Genomic DNA, 18751 nt, shown 5'->3' on the forward strand with positions numbered 1-18751 from the left:
GGCTATGCGTCCCCGGCTTCTGCGACATCCGCTCGGCGGCGGATTCGACGCCCGGCAGCTGTTCGCGGCGCTGCACCCCGCAGGCGACGCGTTCTGGTTCGACTCCGGGCCCGGCGGCCGCGCCTTCCTCGGCACGGGTGAGCGGGTGGAGCTGCCGCAGGGCGAGGTGCTGCCGCGACTGCGTGCCGAGCTCGCGGCGCTCGCCGTCGACGAACCGCTCGGGGCGGTGCCGCTCGGGCTCGTCGGCTGGCTCGGCTACGAACTGCGCGGGGAGAGCTGCGGGATGCCGGTGCGCGAGCGCGGACCGCATCCGGATGCCGCGTTCCTGCGGGTGACGCGGCTCGTCGCGATCGACGGCGCGGGCGACGCGGAGCTGCTCGCCCTCGGCGAGGGCTGGGAGGGCGAGCTCGCCGCGTGGCGAGATCGCGCGCTCGAGGCGGTCGAGGAGCGCGCCGAAGGCACGCGTCTCGAGACCAGCGATCCCACGGTCTCGCTGCGCGTCGCGGCGCGTGGCTCCTCGACCGGCTCGACCCCGCACTGGCACGACGACGAAGCCGCCTACCTCGCCCACGTGCGCGCCTGCCAGCACGCCATCCACGAGGGCGACGCCTACCAGCTGTGCCTCACGACCGAGGCGCGCGTGCCGGGCGCCTTCGACCCGCTCGCCGTGTTCGACGCCGTGCGCGCGACGAGCGCCACCCACCACGGCGGCCTGCTGCGGATCGGCGGGGTCTGCCTCGTGTCGGCATCGCCCGAGCGCTTCCTCGAGGTCGCCCCCGACGGCGTGGTGCGCACGAGCCCCATCAAAGGCACCCGCCCGCGCGACCCGCGCCCCGACGAGGATGCGCGCCTGCGCGGCGAGCTCGTCGCGAGCGAGAAGGAGCGCGCCGAGAACCTCATGATCGTCGACCTCATGCGCAACGACCTCTCGCGGGTGTGCGAGCTGGGATCGGTGGCGGTCACCCGCCTCCTGGAGGTGGAGTCGTACCGACACGTGCACCAGCTCGTGTCGACGATCGAAGGCCGCCTGCTCGCGGGGCTCGGCGCCGTGGACGCGGTGGCCGCCTGCTTCCCGGCCGGTTCGATGACGGGCGCGCCCAAGCGGCGCGCCATCGAGCTGCTCGACGGACTCGAGCAGCGGCCGCGCGGGCTGTACGCGGGCGCCTTCGGCTACCTCGCAGCCGACGGGTCCGCGGATCTCGCGATGACCATCCGCTCGATCGTGATCGACGCCGACGGCGCATCCGTCGGTGCCGGCGGCGGCATCACCGCGCTCTCGGTGCCCGAGGAGGAGCTCGCCGAGGCCCGGCTCAAGGCCGCCGCCCTGCTCGCCGCCCTCGGCGCATCCGCGGACGCGTAGGCTCGGACCCCATGGCCGCCGGCGCAACCATCCACACCTTCGCGGTGCACCTGGCCGACGTCGACCGCGGGGTCTACGAGGAGCTCGCGCTGCGCGTCGCACAGCACCCCTCCGAGACGGCCGCGTTCATGCTGACCCGGGTGCTCGCCTACTGCCTCGAGTTCGAGGAGGGCATCGCCTTCAGCGAGGGGGTGGCGGCCACCGACGAGCCCGCCGTGCTCGTGCGCGACCTCACGGGGCGCATCACCGCCTGGATCGAGGTGGGCGCCCCGGATGCCGCGCGGCTGCACACGGGCAGCAAGCTCGCCGAACGCACCCTCGTGTACACGCATCGCGACCCCGCCAAGCTGCTCCCGCAGTGGGCGGGCAAGAGAATCCACCGGGCGGAGGCGATCACGCTGCACAGCTTCGACCCCGGCTTCATCGACGCGGCGGTGTCCGCCCTCGAGAGACGCAACGAGCTGACCGTCTCGGTGACCGAGCGCCAGCTCTACCTGGAGCTCAACGGCACCACCTCGACCTCGACCATCCACCATCACCCGCTCGCCTCCGGGTAATCCGCCCAACGCTGTAGCGCTAGGCCCCGCGCGCGCGTGATCTCTGCCGCCCGAGGGGCAGCGCGGCAGCGTTGGGCACAACTCGGGGCGCAGGATCGTTGACTACGCTGGACAGGTTGCACCCCCGAGAGAAGAGACACGAGTGACGCAGCACGACCGCGACGCCGACGAGTACGACTTCCGCCGCATCCAGGAGCGCTGGCTTCCCGTCTGGGACGAGCTCAAGCCCTTCGCCACGAGCGACCCCGACGACAAGCGGCCCCGCAAGTACGTGCTCGACATGTTCCCCTACCCTTCGGGCGACCTGCACATGGGGCACGCGGAGGCGTATGCGCTCGGCGACATCATCGCCCGCTATTGGCGGCTGCAGGGCTTCACGGTGCTGCACCCGATCGGCTGGGACTCCTTCGGCCTGCCCGCCGAGGGCGCGGCGATCAAGCGCGGCATCGACCCGCGCGAATGGACCTACGACAACATCGCCCAGCAGCGCGCCTCCATGCGCCGCTACGCGACGAGCTTCGACTGGGACCGCGTCATCCACACCTCCGACCCGGAGTACTACAAGTGGAACCAGTGGCTGTTCCTCAAGCTCTACGAGAAGGGCCTCGCCTACCGCAAGGCCAGCTGGGTGAACTGGTGCCCCTTCGACCAGACCGTGCTCGCCAACGAGCAGGTCGTCGACGGGCGCTGCGAGCGATGCGACAACCTCGTCACCAAGAAGAAGCTCACCCAGTGGTACTTCAAGATCACCGACTACGCCGACCGGCTGCTCGATGACCTCAACCAGCTGGAGGGCCGCTGGCCGTCGAAGGTCATCGCGATGCAGCGCAACTGGATCGGCCGCTCGGTCGGTGCGGACGTCGACTTCGTGATCGAGGGCCACGCCGAGAAGGTGACGGTCTTCACCACCCGCCCCGACACGCTGTTCGGTGCGACCTTCATGGTGGTCGCGCCCGACTCGGAGCTCGCCGCCGAACTCGTCGCCGACTCCACCCCCGAGGTGCAGGAGGCCTTCGCCGCCTACCTCGCCGAGGTGCAGAAGTCGAACGAGATCGAGCGCCAGGACGCCTCGCGCGAGAAGACCGGCGTGCCGCTCGGCCGCTTCGCGATCAACCCCGTGAACGGCGAGCGGATCCCGGTGTGGGCCGCCGACTACGTGCTCGCCGACTACGGCCACGGCGCGGTCATGGCGGTTCCCGCCCACGACCAGCGCGACCTCGACTTCGCCCGGAAGTTCTCGCTGCCGGTGAAGGTGGTCGTCGACGTCACCGCGCCGATCACCGGCGCGATCCCGATCATCACCCCCGAGCAGGCGCTCGGCGCGGCCCCGCGCGACACCCTCGACCCCGCGGTCACCGGCGAGGCGCTCGCGGGCGAGGGGCGGATGATCAACTCGGGTCCGCTCGACGGGCTCAGCAAGGGCAACGCCATCCGCCGCGTCATCGAGCTGCTCGAGAGCGCCGGCACCGGGCGGGCCGCCAAGACCTACCGCTTGCGCGACTGGCTCATCTCACGTCAGCGCTACTGGGGAACCCCCATCCCGATCCTGCACACCGAGGACGGGCGCGAGATCCCCGTGGACGAGTCGGCGCTGCCGGTGGCGCTGCCGCCGTCGCAGGGGCTCGACCTGCAGCCGAAGGGCACCTCGCCGCTGGGAGCCGCCGAGGACTGGGTGAACGTGACCCTCCCCGACGGCACCGCGGCGCGTCGCGACCCCGACACCATGGACACCTTCGTGGACAGCTCGTGGTACTTCCTGCGCTTCCTCTCGCCGAACGACGACACGAAGGCGTTCGATGTGGCGGAGGCCGAGAAGTGGGCACCCGTCGACCAGTACGTGGGCGGGGTGACGCACGCGATCCTGCACCTGCTGTATGCGCGCTTCATCACCAAGGTGCTGTTCGACCTGGGCTATGTGACCTTCACCGAGCCGTTCACGGCGCTGCTCAACCAGGGCATGGTGCTCATGGACGGCTCGGCGATGTCGAAGAGCCGCGGCAACCTGGTGCGGCTGTCGGACCAGCTGGACGAGTTCGGCGTGGATGCCGTGCGCCTGACGATGGCGTTCGCGGGACCCCCCGAGGACGACATCGACTGGGCGGATGTCTCGCCGTCGGGGTCGGCGAAGTTCCTCGCGCGCGCGTGGCGGCTCGCGGGGGATGTGACCTCCGAGCCGGGCGTCGCGTTCGGCTCCGGGAACACGGCGCTGCGTCGTCAGACGCATCGTCTGCTCGCGGACGCGCCGGGACTCGTCGAGTCGTTCAAGTTCAACGTGCTCGTGGCGCGTGTCATGGAGCTCGTGAACGCCATCCGCAAGACGATCGACTCCGAGGTGGGCGGCGGCGACCCCGCCGTGCGCGAGGCCGTCGAGACGGTCGCGCTGCTGTTGTCGCTGTTCGCTCCGTATGCCGCGGAGGACATGTGGGCGCGGCTCGGGCATCCGGCGACCGTGGCGCTGCAGGCGCTGCCGAAGCCCGACCCGCGGCTGCTCGTCGAGGAGTCGGTGACGGCGATCGTGCAGGTCGACGGCAAGGTGCGCGACCGCCTCGAGGTGTCGCCGACGATCGACGGCGACGAGCTCGAGGCGCTCGCCCGGGCCTCCGCCGCCGTGGTGCGCGCGGTGGGCGATCGCGAGATCGTGAACGTCATCGTGCGCGCCCCCCGCGTCGTCAACATCGCGACGCGATCCCCGCTGGTCGAGTAGCCGCGCAGCGGCGTACCGGAACCGCCCCGCCCACACCTCCTCCCCAGCCGCGCGCCCGCGTGCACATCCCCGGATCGCATCGCGTCCCCGCGCAGCCGCCGCGGCTGCTGCCTAGCCTTCGTGGGTGAGCGACCGCCCCGACCCCGGCATCCTCCGCGCCCGGGTGCGTCGAGGGGTCGGGGCGGCGCTCGTCGTGCTGCTCGCGGGGGCGGCGATCGCCGTGTTCGTGGCGGCGATCACCCCGCGCGGGGGTGCGCGGCAGCTCGTGGCGACCGAGGCGGCGTCACCGGCCGACGGTCTCGTCGACGCGGGATCGGGCACGACGGTCTACGTGCACGTGCTCGGGCAGGTGGCCCGCCCGGGGCTGTACGCGCTGCGTGACGGCGACCGGGTGGTCGACGCCATCGCGGCCGCCGGCGGCCTGACGGAAGCCGCCGACCCTGCCGGGGTGAACCTCGCACGGACGCTCAGCGACGGCGAACAGCTCGTGGTGCCCGCCGTGGGCGAGACGCCCGCGGGCGGTCCGGCGGGGGTGGCGGCCGACGGACGCGTCGACCTCAACGCGGCGGATGCGGCGACGCTCGACACCCTGCCGCGCATCGGCCCCGCGATGGCGCAGCGCATCATCGACTGGCGGGAGGCCAACGGGCCGTTCTCGTCGGTCGACGACCTGCTCGCGGTGAGCGGCATCGGGTCGAAGACGGTGGAGGCGCTGCGGCCGCTGGTGCTGCCGTGAGCGCTGCCGCCGCGGGCGCTGCCGCGATCCGCACCATGGTCGTGGACGGGGTGGGTGCGGCGCCGCGCGGCGCGGAGCTGCGTCTGCTGCCCGCGGCGCTCGCGGCGTGGGGTGCGGCGGGGGTGCTGGTGGGCGTCGGTCCCGGTGCGGGTCATGCCGTCATCGCGGGCGCGCTGTGGGCGGCGGCGGCCGCCTCGGCGCTCGGGGCGCTGCGGGTGCGCGTGCTGGCGTGGGCGTCGGTCGCGCTGACTGCGGCCGCCCTCGTCGCGACCGTGGTGGCCGTGCAGGCGCCGGCGCGCGCGCCGACCGCGTTCGCGTCCGCGGTCCGGGGCGCGCCGAGCGAACTCGTCGTGGTCGTCACGGGTGCCGTGAGCGAGGGGCGCGTGCCGGGGCGCGCGCAGCTGGCGCGGGATCCGCAGGCGGGGGAGGCAGCCATCCTGCTGTTCCTGGACGATGCCGTCGAGCCCCGGATCGGAGAGACCTGGGCGGTGCAGGCGCGGCTGCGGCCCGTGCCGCCGGGCGACGACGTCGCCTTCCTGGCGTTCGCCGGGGCGCGGCCGACGCGCATCGGGGACGCGCCGCCGCTGCTCGCCGCGGCATCCGAGCTCCGGGCCGGGCTGCGCCGACTCAGCGAGGAGCTGCCCGGCGACGGCGCACTGCTGTTGCCGGGTCTCGCGGTCGGCGACACCGCACGGGTCGACGCCGAACTCGAGGGCGCGATGGTGTCGAGTTCGCTGAGCCACCTCACCGCGGTGTCGGGCGCCAACTGCGCGATCGTGGTGGGTGCCGTGTTCGCGTGCTGCGCGCTCATCGGGATGCGGCGGGGACTGCGTGTCGCGGTGTCGCTCGTGGCCCTTGCCGGGTTCGTGGTGCTCGTCACGCCCGAGCCGAGCGTCCTGCGCGCCGCGGTGATGGGCGGGGTGGTGCTGCTCGCGCTGGCCGCCGGACGACCCACCCGCGGGATGCCCGCACTGTGCCTCGCCGTGACCGTGCTGCTCACGGTCGACCCGTGGCTCGCGCGGTCGTTCGGCTTCGCGCTCTCGGCGCTGGCGACGGCCGGGCTGCTGCTGCTCGCCGGGCCGCTCGCCCGGGTGCTCGGACGGTGGATGCCCCCCGCGCTCGCGCTCGTCATCGCCGTCCCGCTTGCCGCGCAGCTCGCCTGCCAGCCCGTGCTGCTGTTGCTGAGTCCGACACTGCCGCTGTGGGGCGTCCCGGCGAACCTGCTGGCCGCCCCCGCTGCGCCGCTCGCGACGGTCCTCGGCCTCATCGCCTGTCTGCTCGCGCCGCTCGCGCCGCCGCTCGCGCACGGGCTGGCGGCGATCGCCTGGCTTCCCGCGTCGTGGATCGCCGCGGTCGCGGAGGTCTTCGCCGGGCTTCCGGGGGCGAGGATGCCGTGGCCGTCCGGGGCGCTCGGGTTGATCGTGTGGGTGGCGCTGTCGCTCGCCGTGCTGGTGGCGCTGCTCGCCCCGGCCGGGTCGCGCGCGCGGCGGCTCGCCGCGATCCTCTCCCTCATCGGGGTGCTCGGCTACCTCGGCGCGACGGTCGGCATCCGGGTCGTGCAGCTCGCGGGGCGTCCGCCCGACTGGCAGTACGCGATGTGCGATGTGGGGCAGGGGGATGCGACCGTTATCCGCTCGGCGGGGGTTGTGGCGCTCGTCGACACCGGGCCGGAGCCGGCAGCGCTCGCTGCGTGCCTCGACGATCTCGGCATCGGCGCGATCGACCTGCTCGTGCTCACCCACGACGACCTCGACCATGTGGGCGGAACGGACGCCGTGCTCGGACGCGTGGGCGCGGCGATCGTGGGGCCGGTGGGCGAGCCCGGCGACGAGCGGCTGCGGGAGCGCTTGCGGGCCGGCGGGGCGCGGGTCGTGCAGGGGGTGACGGGGATGAGCGGGATGTTGGGGGCGCTCTCGTGGCGCGCGCTCTGGCCGCCTCCGCGCGGCGTCGAGCCCGGCAACCCGGCGAGCGTCGCGCTGCTCGTCGAACCGGGACCGGAATGCGGTTCGTGCCTCAGCGGCCTGCTGCTCGGCGACCTCGGAGAGGAGTCGCAGAGCCGGATGCGGGGCGCCTCGGCGGTGCCGGGAGTGGATGTGCTGAAGGTCGCCCACCACGGCAGCGCCGACTTCGACGCCGAGCTGTACGCGCGCGCCGCCGCCTCCGTCGCACTCATCGGCGTCGGGGTCGACAACGACTACGGGCACCCGACCGCGCGTGCCCTCGAGGCGCTCGCCGCATCCGGGACCACCGTCTTCCGCACCGACCGCGACGGCCTCATCCTGGTCGCGCCGCCCCTCACGCCCGGCGCGCCCCCGCGGGTGTGGACGGCCCGCACCACGTGAGCGCCGTCTCCGCCGGACGCAGGCACCCCGCCCGTCGTCCCTGCGGTCCCTGTTGTCCCCACAGTCGCCGCCATCCCAAATCAAGGAGTCGGGCAACCCGAATCAAGGAGTCCCGTCCCAAATCAAGGAGTCGGGCAACCCAAATCAAGGCGTCCCGTCCCAAATCAAGGAGTCGGGCAACCCGAATCAAGGAGTCGACGTGACTGGTGGGACTGGTGGGGCGGATGCTCTGCCGATTCGGCATCGAGTCCTTGATTTGGGTTGCCCGACTCCTTGATTTGGGATGCCGCCCTCGTCACGTCGGATGCCCGCCCCCGCGATCGGGGATACCCGCGCGTCGGCGGCGCCGCGGGCGGGGTCGGCGCCGCTGGATAGGCTGGGAGCATGGCGGGACGAGGCGCGGGCACGACGGCGAAGACCTCGATCCCGCAGCTCGCCTGGCACGCGGTGACTCCCGCGCCCGTCGTGCTGGTGACCGGCCCGGAGGCGCTGCTCGCCGAGCGTGCGATCCGAGCGGTCCGCGAGCAGCTGCGGGGCGCCGATCCCTCGCTCGAGGTGTCGGATATCGACGCCGGCCAGTACGCGCCCGGCGAACTGCTCACCCTCGCGAGCCCGTCGCTGTTCGCCGAACCGCGGCTCATCCGGGTGAGCCAGGTCGAGAAGGCCACCGACGCCTTCCTCGAGGAGGCTCTCGACTACCTCGCGGCCCCCGCGGACGACACCGTGCTCGTCTTGCGTCACGGCGGCGGGGTGCGCGGCAAGAAGCTGCTGGATGCGATCCGTGGCGGCCTCGGCGGGGGCGTCGAGGTGGTGTGCGCCGAGCTGAAGCGCGAGGGCGACAAGATCGACTTCGCCGCCGCCGAGTTCCGCGCGGCGAAACGCAAGGCGACCCCGGGGGCGGTGCGGGCGCTCGTGGCAGCGTTCACCGACGACCTCGCCGAACTGGCGGCGGCCTGTCGGCAGCTCGTCTCCGACACGGACGGCGACATCACCGAGCAGCTCGTCGACCGCTACTACGCCGGCCGCGCCGAGGTGACCGCGTTCGCGGTCGCGGATGCCGCGATCGCCGGCCGGCTCGGCGAGGCGCTCGGCCTCCTGCGGCACGCTCTGGCATCCGGATCCGATCCCGTGCCGATGGTGGCGGCGTTCGCCCTCAAGATCCGCACGATGGCGAAGCTCGCCGGGGCGCGCGGCTCCTCCAACGACCTCGCCCGGCAGTTCGGGCTGCAGGGCTGGCAGGTGGATCGTGCGCGTCGCGACCTGCAGGGCTGGACGGACGAGGGCCTCGCCCGCGCCATCCGCTCGCTCGCCGACGCCGACGCCCAGGTGAAGGGCGCCGGCCGCGACCCCGTCTATGCGCTCGAGCGTCTGGTCGCCGTGATCGCCGCCCGCGGCGCGGTCTGACCCTGCCCGCTCCCCGCCGCACGTGCGCCGCCCCCGCCGCACTCCCCGCCACAGGCACATCCTGTGACGTCCCAAATCAAGGAGTGCCGCAACCCATCTCAAGGATCCCGGCCGCTGGATCGGATACATCCGCCTCAGAAGCCACAGCAGCCACACGCACTCCTTGAGATGGGTTCCTCGACTCCTTGAGATGGGATGCACGTCCCGCCGCCCGCCGTATTCCACGCCCGGCCCGCCAGGCCGCCGCCCCACCGCACGCCAAGCCGCCGCCGCCCGTACGCCGCCGCCGCCACCACCCCGCTGCCGCCCCCGCGCTGCCGCGACGTGCTGCAGACAGCAGACGGGCCCCGCACCGGAAGGTGCGAGGCCCGTCGTGACTGCGGCGCTGCTTACAGCGCGGCGACCTGCTTCGAGATCGCCGACTTGCGGTTGGCGGCCTGGTTCTTGTGGATGACGCCCTTGCTCGCGGCCTTGTCGAGCTTCTTGCCGGCGCGCACGAGGGCGGCCTCAGCCTTGGCCTTGTCGCCCGAGGCGATGGCCTCGCGGGTGGCGCGGACGGCGGTCTTGAGCTCGCTCTTGACGGCCTTGTTGCGCTCCTGGGCCTTCTTGTTGGTGCCGATGCGCTTGATCTGCGACTTGATGTTCGCCATGGATGTGTCTTTCGTTCGGAAGGGATGGTGAGTGCCGTCTGCGGTAGAGGGGCGCATCCCGGCGAATCGCGTGTTGTGGGACACGCGGAAACCAAGGGTCTACGTTACCAGGTCGCCGCCGTGAGCGGCAACGCGGCCGGGCAGCCGCCCCCGCGATCCGGGGGTTTCCCGGATGTCGTGCGCCCGGCGTCCGCAGGATTCTGGATGCATGACCGAAACAACCTCGACCCCCACCGCGGCCCCCGAGCAGCCCGCCGCCCCCCAGAACCCCTACGCCGGCCCCGCACCCACCGGGGCCACCGCCACGTCCCCCACCACGACGCCCGGCTTCAGCATCGCCGCCCTCGTGACCGGCATCGCGTCCATCCCCACCGGCCTCGCGGTCGGCAGCATCGTGGCGATCGTGCTGGGCTTCGTGGCCAGGAGCCGCGAACCGCAGGGCCGCCTCATGGCCAACTGGGGCATCGCGCTCGGCTTCCTGGGACTGTTCGGCTGGCTCGTGCTGGCGATCATCGGCTTCTCGATCGCCCTGCCGTTCCTGGCCTTCGCGCCCTTCTGGTTCTGAGTCAGGCTGCGGCGCCCGTGCACCGGGCTCCGCAGTGGGCGTGGGAGAATCGTCCGGATATGTCACCCCGCGCCCTGAAGCCCCTGCCGCCTGCCGCGACCGACCCGGCGCGCATCCGCAACTTCTGCATCATCGCGCACATCGACCACGGCAAGTCGACGCTCGCCGACCGCATGCTGCAGATCACCGGCGTGGTGTCCGACCGCGACATGCGCGCCCAGTACCTCGACCGCATGGACATCGAGCGCGAGCGCGGCATCACCATCAAGAGCCAGGCCGTGCGGATGCCGTGGCAGGTGGGCGGGGACACCTTCGCCCTCAACATGATCGACACCCCCGGCCACGTCGACTTCACCTACGAGGTGAGCCGCAGCCTGGCCGCCTGCGAGGGCGCGATCCTGCTCGTGGACGCTGCCCAGGGCATCGAGGCGCAGACCCTCGCCAACCTCTACCTGGCCCTCGAGAACGACCTCGAGATCATCCCGGTGCTCAACAAGATCGACCTGCCGGCTGCCGATCCCGACAAGTACGCGAAGGAGCTCGCGCAGCTCATCGGCGGCGACCCGGACGAGGTGCTGCGGGTGTCGGGCAAGACGGGCATGGGCGTCGAGGCGCTGCTCGACCGCGTCGTCGAGCGCATCCCCGCCCCGAAGGGCGACGCGGATGTCGCGGCCCGTGCCATGATCTTCGACTCGGTGTACGACGCCTACCGCGGCGTCGTCACCTACGTGCGCATGATCGACGGGCAGCTGAACCCGCGCGAGCGCATTCAGATGATGTCCACGAAGGCCACCCACGAGATCCTCGAGATCGGGGTGAGCTCACCCGAGCCGACCCCCTCGAAGGGGCTCGGCGTGGGCGAGGTGGGCTACCTCATCACGGGCGTGAAGGATGTGCGCCAGTCGAAGGTGGGCGACACGGTCACCACCCAGGCGAAGCCCGCCACCGAGGCGCTGCCCGGCTACACCGAGCCGCTGCCCATGGTGTTCTCGGGGCTGTACCCGATCGACGGCTCCGACTACCCGGACCTGCGCGACGCGCTCGACAAGCTCAAGCTCTCGGATGCCGCCCTCAACTACGAGCCCGAGACCTCCGTCGCGCTCGGCTTCGGCTTCCGCTGCGGGTTCCTCGGGCTGCTGCACCTCGAGATCGTCACCGAGCGGCTCGAGCGCGAGTTCGGTCTCGACCTCATCACGACCGCCCCGAGCGTGCCGTACCAGGTGACCACCGAGGACAAGAAGACGGTCACCGTCACCAACCCCTCCGAGTACCCGGACGGCAAGATCGCGAGCGTGCTCGAACCGGTCGTGAAGGCCTCGATCCTGGCGCCGAAGGACTACGTCGGCACCATCATGGAGCTGTGCCAGAGCCGTCGCGGCGCGCTGAAGGGCATGGAGTACCTCGGCGAGGACCGCGTCGAACTGCACTACACGATGCCGCTCGGCGAGATCGTGTTCGACTTCTTCGACCAGCTGAAGTCCCGCACGCAGGGCTACGCGAGCCTCGACTACGAGCCGGCGGGCGAGCAGGAGGCGGACCTCGTGAAGGTCGACATCCTGCTGCAGGGCGAGAAGGTGGACGCCTTCTCGACGATCGTGCACAAGGACAAGGCCTACGCCTACGGCGTGCTCATGACCGGCCGCCTGCGCGAGCTCATCCCGCGCCAGCAGTTCGAGGTGCCCATCCAGGCCGCGATCGGCGCCCGCATCATCGCGCGCGAGTCGATCCGGGCGATGCGCAAGGACGTGCTCGCCAAGTGCTACGGCGGCGACATCACCCGCAAGCGCAAGCTGCTCGAGAAGCAGAAGGAGGGCAAGAAGCGGATGAAGATGGTCGGCCGCGTCGAGGTCCCCCAGGAGGCGTTCATCGCCGCGCTCTCAGGCGACACCGAGTCCGCGAAGAAGAAGTAGCTCGGACGTCACCGCTGCGCTGCGCTGCCCCGCTGATCGAGTGCCGCCGAAGGCGGTGCATCGAGATCCGCAGGCCCCGCGTCGCCCACCGCTCCCCCATTGACGCGCCCACCCTCACGTCCTTTTCGCAACTCAGGAGTCTCTGCGGATCACGAGCCCCGCACCGGTTGGAATCCGCAGATTTCCTGAGTTGCGGCACGCCCGCCGGTCGCAACTCAGGAGATCCGCGGCCACCTCGCCCGAGGGACCCGACAGGGCGCGAATCTCCTGAGTTGCGAGAACGGTCGGGTGGGGGTGGGGGTGGGGCTGAGGGCTGAGGGCTGAGGGCTGAGGGTCGTCGCCTATGCCAGGTGGGTGCGCGCGTCGGCGGCGTCGATCAGGTGCGCGTCGTGGGAGGCCACGAGCACGGCGTGACCCGTGTCGGCGAGGGTGCGCAGCATCCGGATGAGGGCGTCGGCGCTGGCCCGGTCGAGGCTGGCGGTGGGCTCGTCGGCCATGATGACGGCGGGGTTCAGCAGCAGGGCGCGGGCGAAGGCGACACGCTGGCGCTCGCCGCCAGAGAGCCGGTCGGGGTAGTGGCCGGAGCGGCCGGCCACGCCGAGCTGCTCGAGCAGGTCGCGGGCGCGGCGGGCGAGCTGGCGGGTCTGCCGATCGGGCAGCGCGGGCAGCAGCACGTTCTCGAGCGCGGTGAGCCCGGGCAGCAGGTTGCCGCGCTGGTCGAGGTAGCCGATGTGCTTGCGGCGCTTGGCGGTGATGACGTTGTCGGCGAGGCCGGTGATCTCGAGCCCCTCCCAGTTCACCTGGCCGGAGGTGGGCGGCACGAGCCCGGCGGCGACCCGCAGGATGCTCGTCTTGCCCGAGCCGCTGCGTCCGGCAAGGCAGTGCAGCGTGCCGCGGGTGAGGGTGAGATCGTAGTCGGCGACGATCGCGAGCGGTTCCTCGCCGGGGCGCTCGTACTGGATGGTGACATCCCGCAGCTCGATCGCGGGACCGTCGAGGGCGATCGTGCCGGCGGTGCCGGCGGGGGTGGTCTGCGTCATGCGCGGGTTCCCTTCGTGCGGATGGAGAGCGTGGTGAGGGCGGTGGCTCCGGCGGCGAGCGCCGCGACGGCCGACAGCAGCCACGGCTGCGGCAGCTCGAGCAGGATGACCCCCGCCACGACGATGCCGAGCGCGACGGTGAGCGAGGGCAGCACGATGGCGAGCGATTCGGAGCGTTGGGCGCGCGCGATCTGCCGCCCCGTCCATCCGGTGGCCCGCAGCGTGGACCACTGCAGGTGCCGACGACGCAGCTCCATGCCGCGCGCGACGCCCGCGAGCACCGCGCCCGAGAGCACGGCGGTGAGGCCGAGGGCGAGCTGGGGCAGGAACTGCTGGTCCGAGAGGTAGCCCGCCAGCAGGCTCTGCCCGACCCCGGCGCGCCCGCGCAGGAATACCGAGACGAGCCCCGCGGATGCGGTCGCGACGATCGCGATCGCGAGCAGCTGGGTGAACGAGGTGAGCGGATGCTTCCACGCCTGCCGGGTGCCGAAGGCGGTGATCGTGCGGGCGCCGAGCCGGCGGCTCTTGCGGCGCCGCAGGCGGGCGGTGCGCGGCGGGCGCGATCCGACCCCGACCGCGACGGCGGCCACCACGAGCACGAGACCGAACACCCCCACGAGCAGAACGTCCACGAGCTCGGATGCCGACAGCAGCACCGCCCCCGCCACGACGGCCCCGATGAGCAGGATGCCGGGCACCTCCTCCGCGCCCGACCAGCGCGCGATCCGGGAGCGGGTGAAGCCGAGTTCGCGCATCCCGGCCGCCTGCTCCCGGCGCCGCGGGATGGCGGTGAGCTGGAGCGCGGCGTAGAGCAGGATCGAGGAGGTGAGCCCGATGGCGACGATCGCGACGGTCGCGTTCGAGATCGCGAGCTCCGCGCGGGCGGCCGCACCGAGCTCCGACCAGCGCTGCACGATGCTGCCGAGCTCGCCGACCTTCTGGGTGCCGTCGGCATCCGTGGTGCCGAAGGCGTAGCCGTCGACGTCGAGGGTGACGTCGGAGGGTGAGGAGCCCGCCACCACGGTCGCGGCGAAGCCGAGTCCGCGCAGCTGCCGCGCGACGTCGAGCACGCGCTGCTGGGCTTCGGGCGTGTAGCCGTCGATGCCGCCGACGCGCACCCGGATGGCGTTGATCGGCGTCTCGAGGCCGAGTTGCTGGGCTGCGGCGAGCGAGGCGATCGCGATGGTGCGGGGGCTCACGAGTCCGAGTCCAGTCACCGAGGGCTGCATCTCGGCGCCCGCGTGCGCGCCGTCGGCGACGGTGGCACCGATGGGGGCGTATGCGCCGAGCGGCACGTAGTTGAGGTCGTCGATCGAGGTGATGTCGTCGGGGGAGAAGCTGCCCACCGGGGCGCCGCCCGCCGAACTCTGGGGGTTCCGCAGCTCGTCCGTCCACCCCACATAGGCGGCCTCGGTGCCGGGGGTGCTCGCCGGCTCGTCGATGCCGAACACGTCGGTGTAGGTGCCGGTGCCCGTCGTGTCGATCTCGCGGACGGGCGCCCGGTAGCCGGTCGGATCGGCGACGAGTCTGCCGCCGCGAGACGTGAAGCTGCCGGCGACGCCGCGTGCGAAGTAGGTGACCGCCACCCCGTGGTACTCGGGCAGTTCATCCGCGGCCTCGAGCGAGGCACCCGGCCAGGCGATCCGTGCGTTCTCGTCGACGAAGGGGTTGAGGGCGCCCGAGATGTCGATCGAGGTGGAGCCGAGCGGGGTGCCGGGCTCCCCGCCGAGAAGCCCCGCGGGCAGCTCGAAGGGGCCGGGGAACAGCTCGCCCGTGCGGGGCACGGCGCCGAAGCCCTCGACGCTGAGCTTGAGGCTCAGCCGGGCGGGGGTGGCATCGGAGACCAGAAGCGGCATGAACCTGCCCGCGAGCGCGTTGGCGCGCTGGTGCTCGTCCCAGTCCTGGCCGTTCTGCGCGTAGAGGCGCCGGATCTCGTCGACCATCGCATCGGTCATCCACGGCGGGCTCTGGGGCGTCACGAGGTCGAGGAAGGCGTCGCCGAAGCCGGCCGTGTCGGTCTTCGCCCAGGACGACATCTCGGGGCCGTCGACGAGCCCGTCGGGGAGGGCGGCGAGCGGGGTGAGGAAGTCGCCGCGGTCGCCGAGCAGCGCCCGCTCTGCGACCGGGTCGACGAGGGTGATGGCGGTCGCCCCCATCGGCGGGTTGTCGAGGTTGAAGGCGTAGGCATCGGGCACGAGCCGGCCCAGGATGTCGACCCCGTAGCCGCCGGGGACGAGGGTGTAGATCTCGGGGTCGACGCGGGTCTCGGTGCACGCGATGAACCCGGCGAGTGTGGGGAAGGCAGCCGGGTCGAAGGCGAAGCCGTCGAAGCTGTACTCCTGAATGGGAAGGCATTCGCCGACGGTGGGGCGCGGCGTCGTCGACCCGTCGATGACGATCGTGCTCGTGGAGCGCGCCACGATCCGCTCGCCGAGCCCGTCGTCGGTCGTGTATTCGGCGGTCACCCGGTAGGCGTGCGGCCCGTCGGCCGCCTCCGGCACGACGCTGCTCGGCACGACGACCGACGGCAGCAGACTCTTGAGCGCGGGCACGATCAGCTGGCCGATCGGCGCGGCGATCTCCACCCCATCCACGCCGCGCACGGCGGCGAGGTCGGCGGCGGTGAGGCCTGTGGTGCCGCTCGCGAGGGCGTTCGGCGGCAGCATCCCGTCGATCGGCGCGGTGGCATCCGCCGCGGTGACGAGGATGTCGTAGGCGCCCCGCCAGTTGGCGTCGAGGCTCGTGCGAAGGGCGGTCGCGGCCCCCACCTGGATGCCGGCGGTGGCGAGCGCGGAGACCGCCACGAGCACCACGGCGGCGGCGCGTCCGCGCTCACGGAGCAGACGTCGGACAGGGCCGGGGACGCCCCGGCGGCGGCGTGCAGAGCTCATTCGTCGCTTTCTCCACGGGAGCAGACGGCATGGAGGCCGCTGTCGAACAGGACGGTGCGGGTCTCATCGACGCCGCAGGTGGCCAGGGTGGGCGGGGTGTAGCCCGGGTCGCTCAGCACGCCGAAGCTCGCGGAGCGCGGATGCGCGTCGACGGTGGCGCCTGCGCTGCCGGCGTCTGCGGCACCAGCGGAGGCGGTGCTCGCGGCGTCGATCAGCTGCTCCGCCAGGGCGAGCAGGCGGGCGGGGCTCGCGTCGGCGAGCTCCGGAGCGGCCACGAGGCGGTCGCGGGCGCCGAGGCACAGCGCCTCGGCATCCACGCGACCCCGGTCGCTGTCGGCCAGCTCGTAGCGCACCGCGAAGTAGGAGCTGCCGGAGTCGTCGGCGCCCTCGACGCAGCGCACCGACTCGAGGTGGTAGCTCGGCGCGGGCGCGTCCTGCGCGCCCACCGTGAGGGCCGCCGCGGTGACGGCGCCGCCCAGCAGGGTGGTGCCGGCGAGGGCCGCCACCAGGGCGCGGGTGCGGCGGCGGCGACGCTCGACGACCCGGTCGATCCGCTCCTCCACGCGCTCGCCGACCGCGGCGAGCGCGGCGTCGAGGTAGATGCCCTGCTTGGGTCCCTGGGGACGCTCGGCGCTCATTGCTCACCTCGCACGGCGGCACGCAAGGTGGCGCGCAGCCGCTCGACACGCTTGGCGACCGCCGAGCGGCTGAGCCCGAGGTGCTCGGCCGCCTCTTCGTAGCCGTAGCCCTCCACGAGGCACAGGTGCACGATCCGCTGGTCGACGCCGCCGAGACGCCCGATCTCGGCGCGCGCCCAGCTGAGCTCCTCGATGCGTTCGTGCCGCACCCGGTCGCCGGGCAGCACCGATTCGTCGAACTCGAGGGCCTCACGGCGGGCTCGCACCTGGTTGCGCGCCACGTTGCGGCAGGTCACCAGCAGCCACGGCAGCGCAGAGCTGTCGACGATGCGCAGCCCGCCCACCTTGCGCCAGGCGAGCACGAACACCTCCTGGGTGACGTCCTCGGCATCGCGATCGTCGCGCACGATGCCCCAGGCGTAGGCGTGCACCGCGCGGGCGTGGCGGCGGAACAGCGCGCTGAACGCGCCCCGGTCACCGCGGATGGCGCGCGAGACGAGCTCGTCGTCGCCTGCGGTGTCGTACATGGTGCCCCTTCGTCGGATGCCGCCCTCACCATCATCATGTGCGCAGCCCCGTGGATCGTGACATCGCGTCGCCACCTCCGCTGATCGGGCCGCTCCGTGTGGCGGGCGGATGGCGTGCGGAGGGGGAGTACACAACGCCGCTGATCGAGTGCCGCGGAGCGCACAACCCCGCTGATCGAGTGCCGCGCGCAGTGCGCAACCCCGCTGATCGAGTGCCGCGCGGAGCGCGGTGTATCGAGATCCGCGGAACACGGCTCGACTCTGCGGTCGGTTGGTTTCGATACGCCCGCTGCGCGGGCTACTCAACCAACGGGGTGGGGGTGCTGCGCGGGTTGCTCAACCAACGGGGTGGGGGTGCTGCGCGGGTTGCTCGAGCAACGGCAGGGCGAGGCGTCGGGTGGAGCGCCCGACCCCGGTGATCGAATGCCGAGTGCCGCGCAGTGCGCAACCCCGCTGATCGAGTGCCGCGCGCAGCGCGGTGTATCGAGATCCGCGGAACACGGCTCGACTCTGCGGTCGGTTGGTTTCGATACGCCCGCTGCGCGGGCTACTCAACCAACGGGGTGGGGTGCTGCGTGGGGTGCTCGACCAACGAGTGGGGTGCTGCGCGGGGTGCTCGACCAACGGGGTGGGGCGCTCCTCGATCACCGGGTGGCTGCTGGGATGATCGAGGCGTGAGCGCATCCGAGCTGAACTACGGCCCTGTCGGCATCTCGCGGCCGGGTGCGACGGCGCCCGCCGGCCTGCGGGAGCGCGAGCAGCGCATCCGGCTCGGCTCCGGCGAAGGGCTTTGGGCGCGCGCCGTGGACGCCGTGTCGGGCTGGGCGATCAAGAAGCGGGTGCGTTTCACGGTCACCCCCGACGACGCATCCGTGGTGCTCGGGCGCGACTACGACACCCGCTTCGGCATCGGCGCGCTGCGACTGCTCGAGCCGGTGCGCGTCGTGTGGGTCGAGGAGTCCGGCGAGCGGCGCGGCTTCGGCTACGGAACGCGCGTGGGCCATCCGATCACGGGCGAGGAGTGCTTCCTCGTGGAGCGCGACGCCGACGGGGTGGTGTGGCTCGTGGTGCGCACCGTCTCGCGCGTCTCGCGCGGGCGCTGGCTCGTGCTGTGGCCGGGCATCCGCCTGATGCAGCCGGTGTTCCAGCGGCGCTACGCGCGCGCGGCGCTGCGGCTCATCGTGGGGGCGGACGCCCTCCCCGGGATGCGGGGACTGCGCCGCACGCTCGTGGGTGAGGGCAGCTCGAGCGTCGACGGCATCGCGAAGCTCGGCTACGGCATGAACCCCGAGCGCGGCCCCTTCGACGAGCCGCCGGCCGAGCCCGTGCAGCTGGATGCCGACGCGCTCCCGTGGGAGCTGCGGGAACCCGACGGGGAGGCCTCCCCGCCCCGAAACGGCACCTGACGGCGGTTTTCTGGGAGAATT

General features: G+C 72.5%; 14 protein-coding genes. 9 read left to right on the top strand and 5 right to left on the bottom strand.

The window, feature by feature from the left end:
- Window positions 1-4: 4 nt before the first annotated feature.
- From FLP23_RS07090 to holA, 6 genes are all read left to right on the top strand, one after another.
- Window positions 5-1360, top strand: a complete 1356-nt coding sequence (locus tag FLP23_RS07090) for an anthranilate synthase component I family protein (RefSeq protein ID WP_149325207.1) — start codon at window positions 5-7, stop codon at window positions 1358-1360.
- Window positions 1361-1371: 11 nt separating this feature from the next.
- Window positions 1372-1917 (top strand): YaeQ family protein, encoded by a 546-nt coding sequence (locus FLP23_RS07095; RefSeq protein ID WP_149325208.1) that lies wholly within the window; start codon window positions 1372-1374, stop codon window positions 1915-1917.
- A 142-nt stretch (window positions 1918-2059) separates the two neighbouring features.
- Entirely contained in the window at window positions 2060-4621 is a 2562-nt protein-coding gene (gene leuS, locus FLP23_RS07100) for a leucine--tRNA ligase (RefSeq protein WP_210413803.1), read from the top strand.
- A gap of 124 nt (window positions 4622-4745) precedes the next feature.
- Window positions 4746-5357, top strand: coding sequence for a ComEA family DNA-binding protein (locus tag FLP23_RS07105; protein WP_149325210.1), 612 nt, complete (start codon window positions 4746-4748; stop codon window positions 5355-5357).
- Window positions 5354-7699: a ComEC/Rec2 family competence protein gene (locus tag FLP23_RS12230; protein ID WP_168200397.1), complete on the top strand. Its 2346-nt coding sequence runs from the start codon at window positions 5354-5356 to the stop codon at window positions 7697-7699. Before FLP23_RS07105 ends, FLP23_RS12230 begins: the two co-directional genes overlap by 4 nt.
- Window positions 7700-8083: 384 nt before the next feature.
- Window positions 8084-9103 (top strand): DNA polymerase III subunit delta, encoded by a 1020-nt coding sequence (holA, locus tag FLP23_RS07115; RefSeq protein ID WP_149325211.1) that lies wholly within the window; start codon window positions 8084-8086, stop codon window positions 9101-9103.
- A gap of 389 nt (window positions 9104-9492) precedes the next feature.
- Here holA and rpsT read toward each other — a convergent pair whose 3' ends face one another.
- Complete coding sequence (gene rpsT, locus FLP23_RS07120) at window positions 9493-9753, bottom strand: 30S ribosomal protein S20 (RefSeq protein ID WP_149325212.1); 261 nt, start codon at window positions 9751-9753, stop codon at window positions 9493-9495.
- Between the two features lie 208 nt (window positions 9754-9961).
- On the opposite strand from rpsT, the gene FLP23_RS07125 reads away from it, so the two are divergent.
- Together FLP23_RS07125 and lepA are read left to right on the top strand one after the other, a co-directional pair.
- Window positions 9962-10318, top strand: a complete 357-nt coding sequence (locus FLP23_RS07125) for a DUF4190 domain-containing protein (protein WP_168200398.1) — start codon at window positions 9962-9964, stop codon at window positions 10316-10318.
- 59 nt (window positions 10319-10377) lie between these two features.
- The gene (gene lepA / locus FLP23_RS07130; protein WP_149325214.1) at window positions 10378-12228 is read left to right on the top strand and encodes a translation elongation factor 4; all 1851 of its coding nucleotides are present in this window, start codon (window positions 10378-10380) and stop codon (window positions 12226-12228) included.
- Between the two features lie 341 nt (window positions 12229-12569).
- On the opposite strand, the gene FLP23_RS07135 is transcribed toward lepA, so the two are convergent.
- The 4 genes from FLP23_RS07135 to FLP23_RS07145 are packed head-to-tail and all read right to left on the bottom strand — an operon-like array spanning window position 12570 to window position 17324.
- Window positions 12570-13268, bottom strand: coding sequence for an ABC transporter ATP-binding protein (locus FLP23_RS07135; RefSeq protein ID WP_168200399.1), 699 nt, complete (start codon window positions 13266-13268; stop codon window positions 12570-12572).
- Window positions 13265-16159 carry a hypothetical protein gene (locus FLP23_RS12235; protein ID WP_168200400.1) on the bottom strand — a complete coding sequence of 965 codons (2895 nt, stop codon included), beginning with the start codon at window positions 16157-16159 and terminating at the stop codon, window positions 13265-13267. Before FLP23_RS12235 ends, FLP23_RS07135 begins: the two co-directional genes overlap by 4 nt.
- Window positions 16156-16797 carry a hypothetical protein gene (locus FLP23_RS07140; protein WP_149325216.1) on the bottom strand — a complete coding sequence of 214 codons (642 nt, stop codon included), beginning with the start codon at window positions 16795-16797 and terminating at the stop codon, window positions 16156-16158. The genes FLP23_RS12235 and FLP23_RS07140 overlap by 4 nt, the downstream gene beginning before the upstream one ends.
- Window positions 16794-17324 (bottom strand): RNA polymerase sigma factor, encoded by a 531-nt coding sequence (locus FLP23_RS07145; RefSeq protein WP_149325217.1) that lies wholly within the window; start codon window positions 17322-17324, stop codon window positions 16794-16796. The genes FLP23_RS07140 and FLP23_RS07145 overlap by 4 nt, the downstream gene beginning before the upstream one ends.
- Before the next feature lie 674 nt (window positions 17325-17998).
- Here FLP23_RS07145 and FLP23_RS07150 point away from each other — a divergent pair.
- A complete protein-coding gene (locus tag FLP23_RS07150) occupies window positions 17999-18730 on the top strand; it encodes a DUF1990 domain-containing protein (protein WP_168200401.1) in 732 nt (243 codons plus the stop codon).
- Window positions 18731-18751: the final 21 nt, after the last annotated feature.

This window comes from Protaetiibacter larvae (assembly GCF_008365275.1).
Taxonomy (GTDB): domain Bacteria; phylum Actinomycetota; class Actinomycetes; order Actinomycetales; family Microbacteriaceae; genus Homoserinibacter; species Homoserinibacter larvae.

What these genes read in the sequence shown, in the direction of transcription:
- FLP23_RS07145 (WP_149325217.1), bottom strand. Translation starts at nt 17,324, where the DNA reads ATGTACGACACCGCAGGCGACGACGAGCTCGTCTCGCGCGCCATCCGC.
- FLP23_RS07140 (WP_149325216.1), bottom strand. Translation starts at nt 16,797, where the DNA reads ATGAGCGCCGAGCGTCCCCAGGGACCCAAGCAGGGCATCTACCTCGAC.
- holA (WP_149325211.1), top strand. Translation starts at nt 8,084, where the DNA reads ATGGCGGGACGAGGCGCGGGCACGACGGCGAAGACCTCGATCCCGCAG.
- FLP23_RS12235 (WP_168200400.1), bottom strand. Translation starts at nt 16,159, where the DNA reads ATGAGCTCTGCACGCCGCCGCCGGGGCGTCCCCGGCCCTGTCCGACGT.
- lepA (WP_149325214.1), top strand. Translation starts at nt 10,378, where the DNA reads ATGTCACCCCGCGCCCTGAAGCCCCTGCCGCCTGCCGCGACCGACCCG.
- FLP23_RS07135 (WP_168200399.1), bottom strand. Translation starts at nt 13,268, where the DNA reads ATGACGCAGACCACCCCCGCCGGCACCGCCGGCACGATCGCCCTCGAC.
- FLP23_RS07090 (WP_149325207.1), top strand. Translation starts at nt 5, where the DNA reads ATGCGTCCCCGGCTTCTGCGACATCCGCTCGGCGGCGGATTCGACGCC.
- FLP23_RS07125 (WP_168200398.1), top strand. Translation starts at nt 9,962, where the DNA reads ATGACCGAAACAACCTCGACCCCCACCGCGGCCCCCGAGCAGCCCGCC.
- FLP23_RS07095 (WP_149325208.1), top strand. Translation starts at nt 1,372, where the DNA reads ATGGCCGCCGGCGCAACCATCCACACCTTCGCGGTGCACCTGGCCGAC.
- rpsT (WP_149325212.1), bottom strand. Translation starts at nt 9,753, where the DNA reads ATGGCGAACATCAAGTCGCAGATCAAGCGCATCGGCACCAACAAGAAG.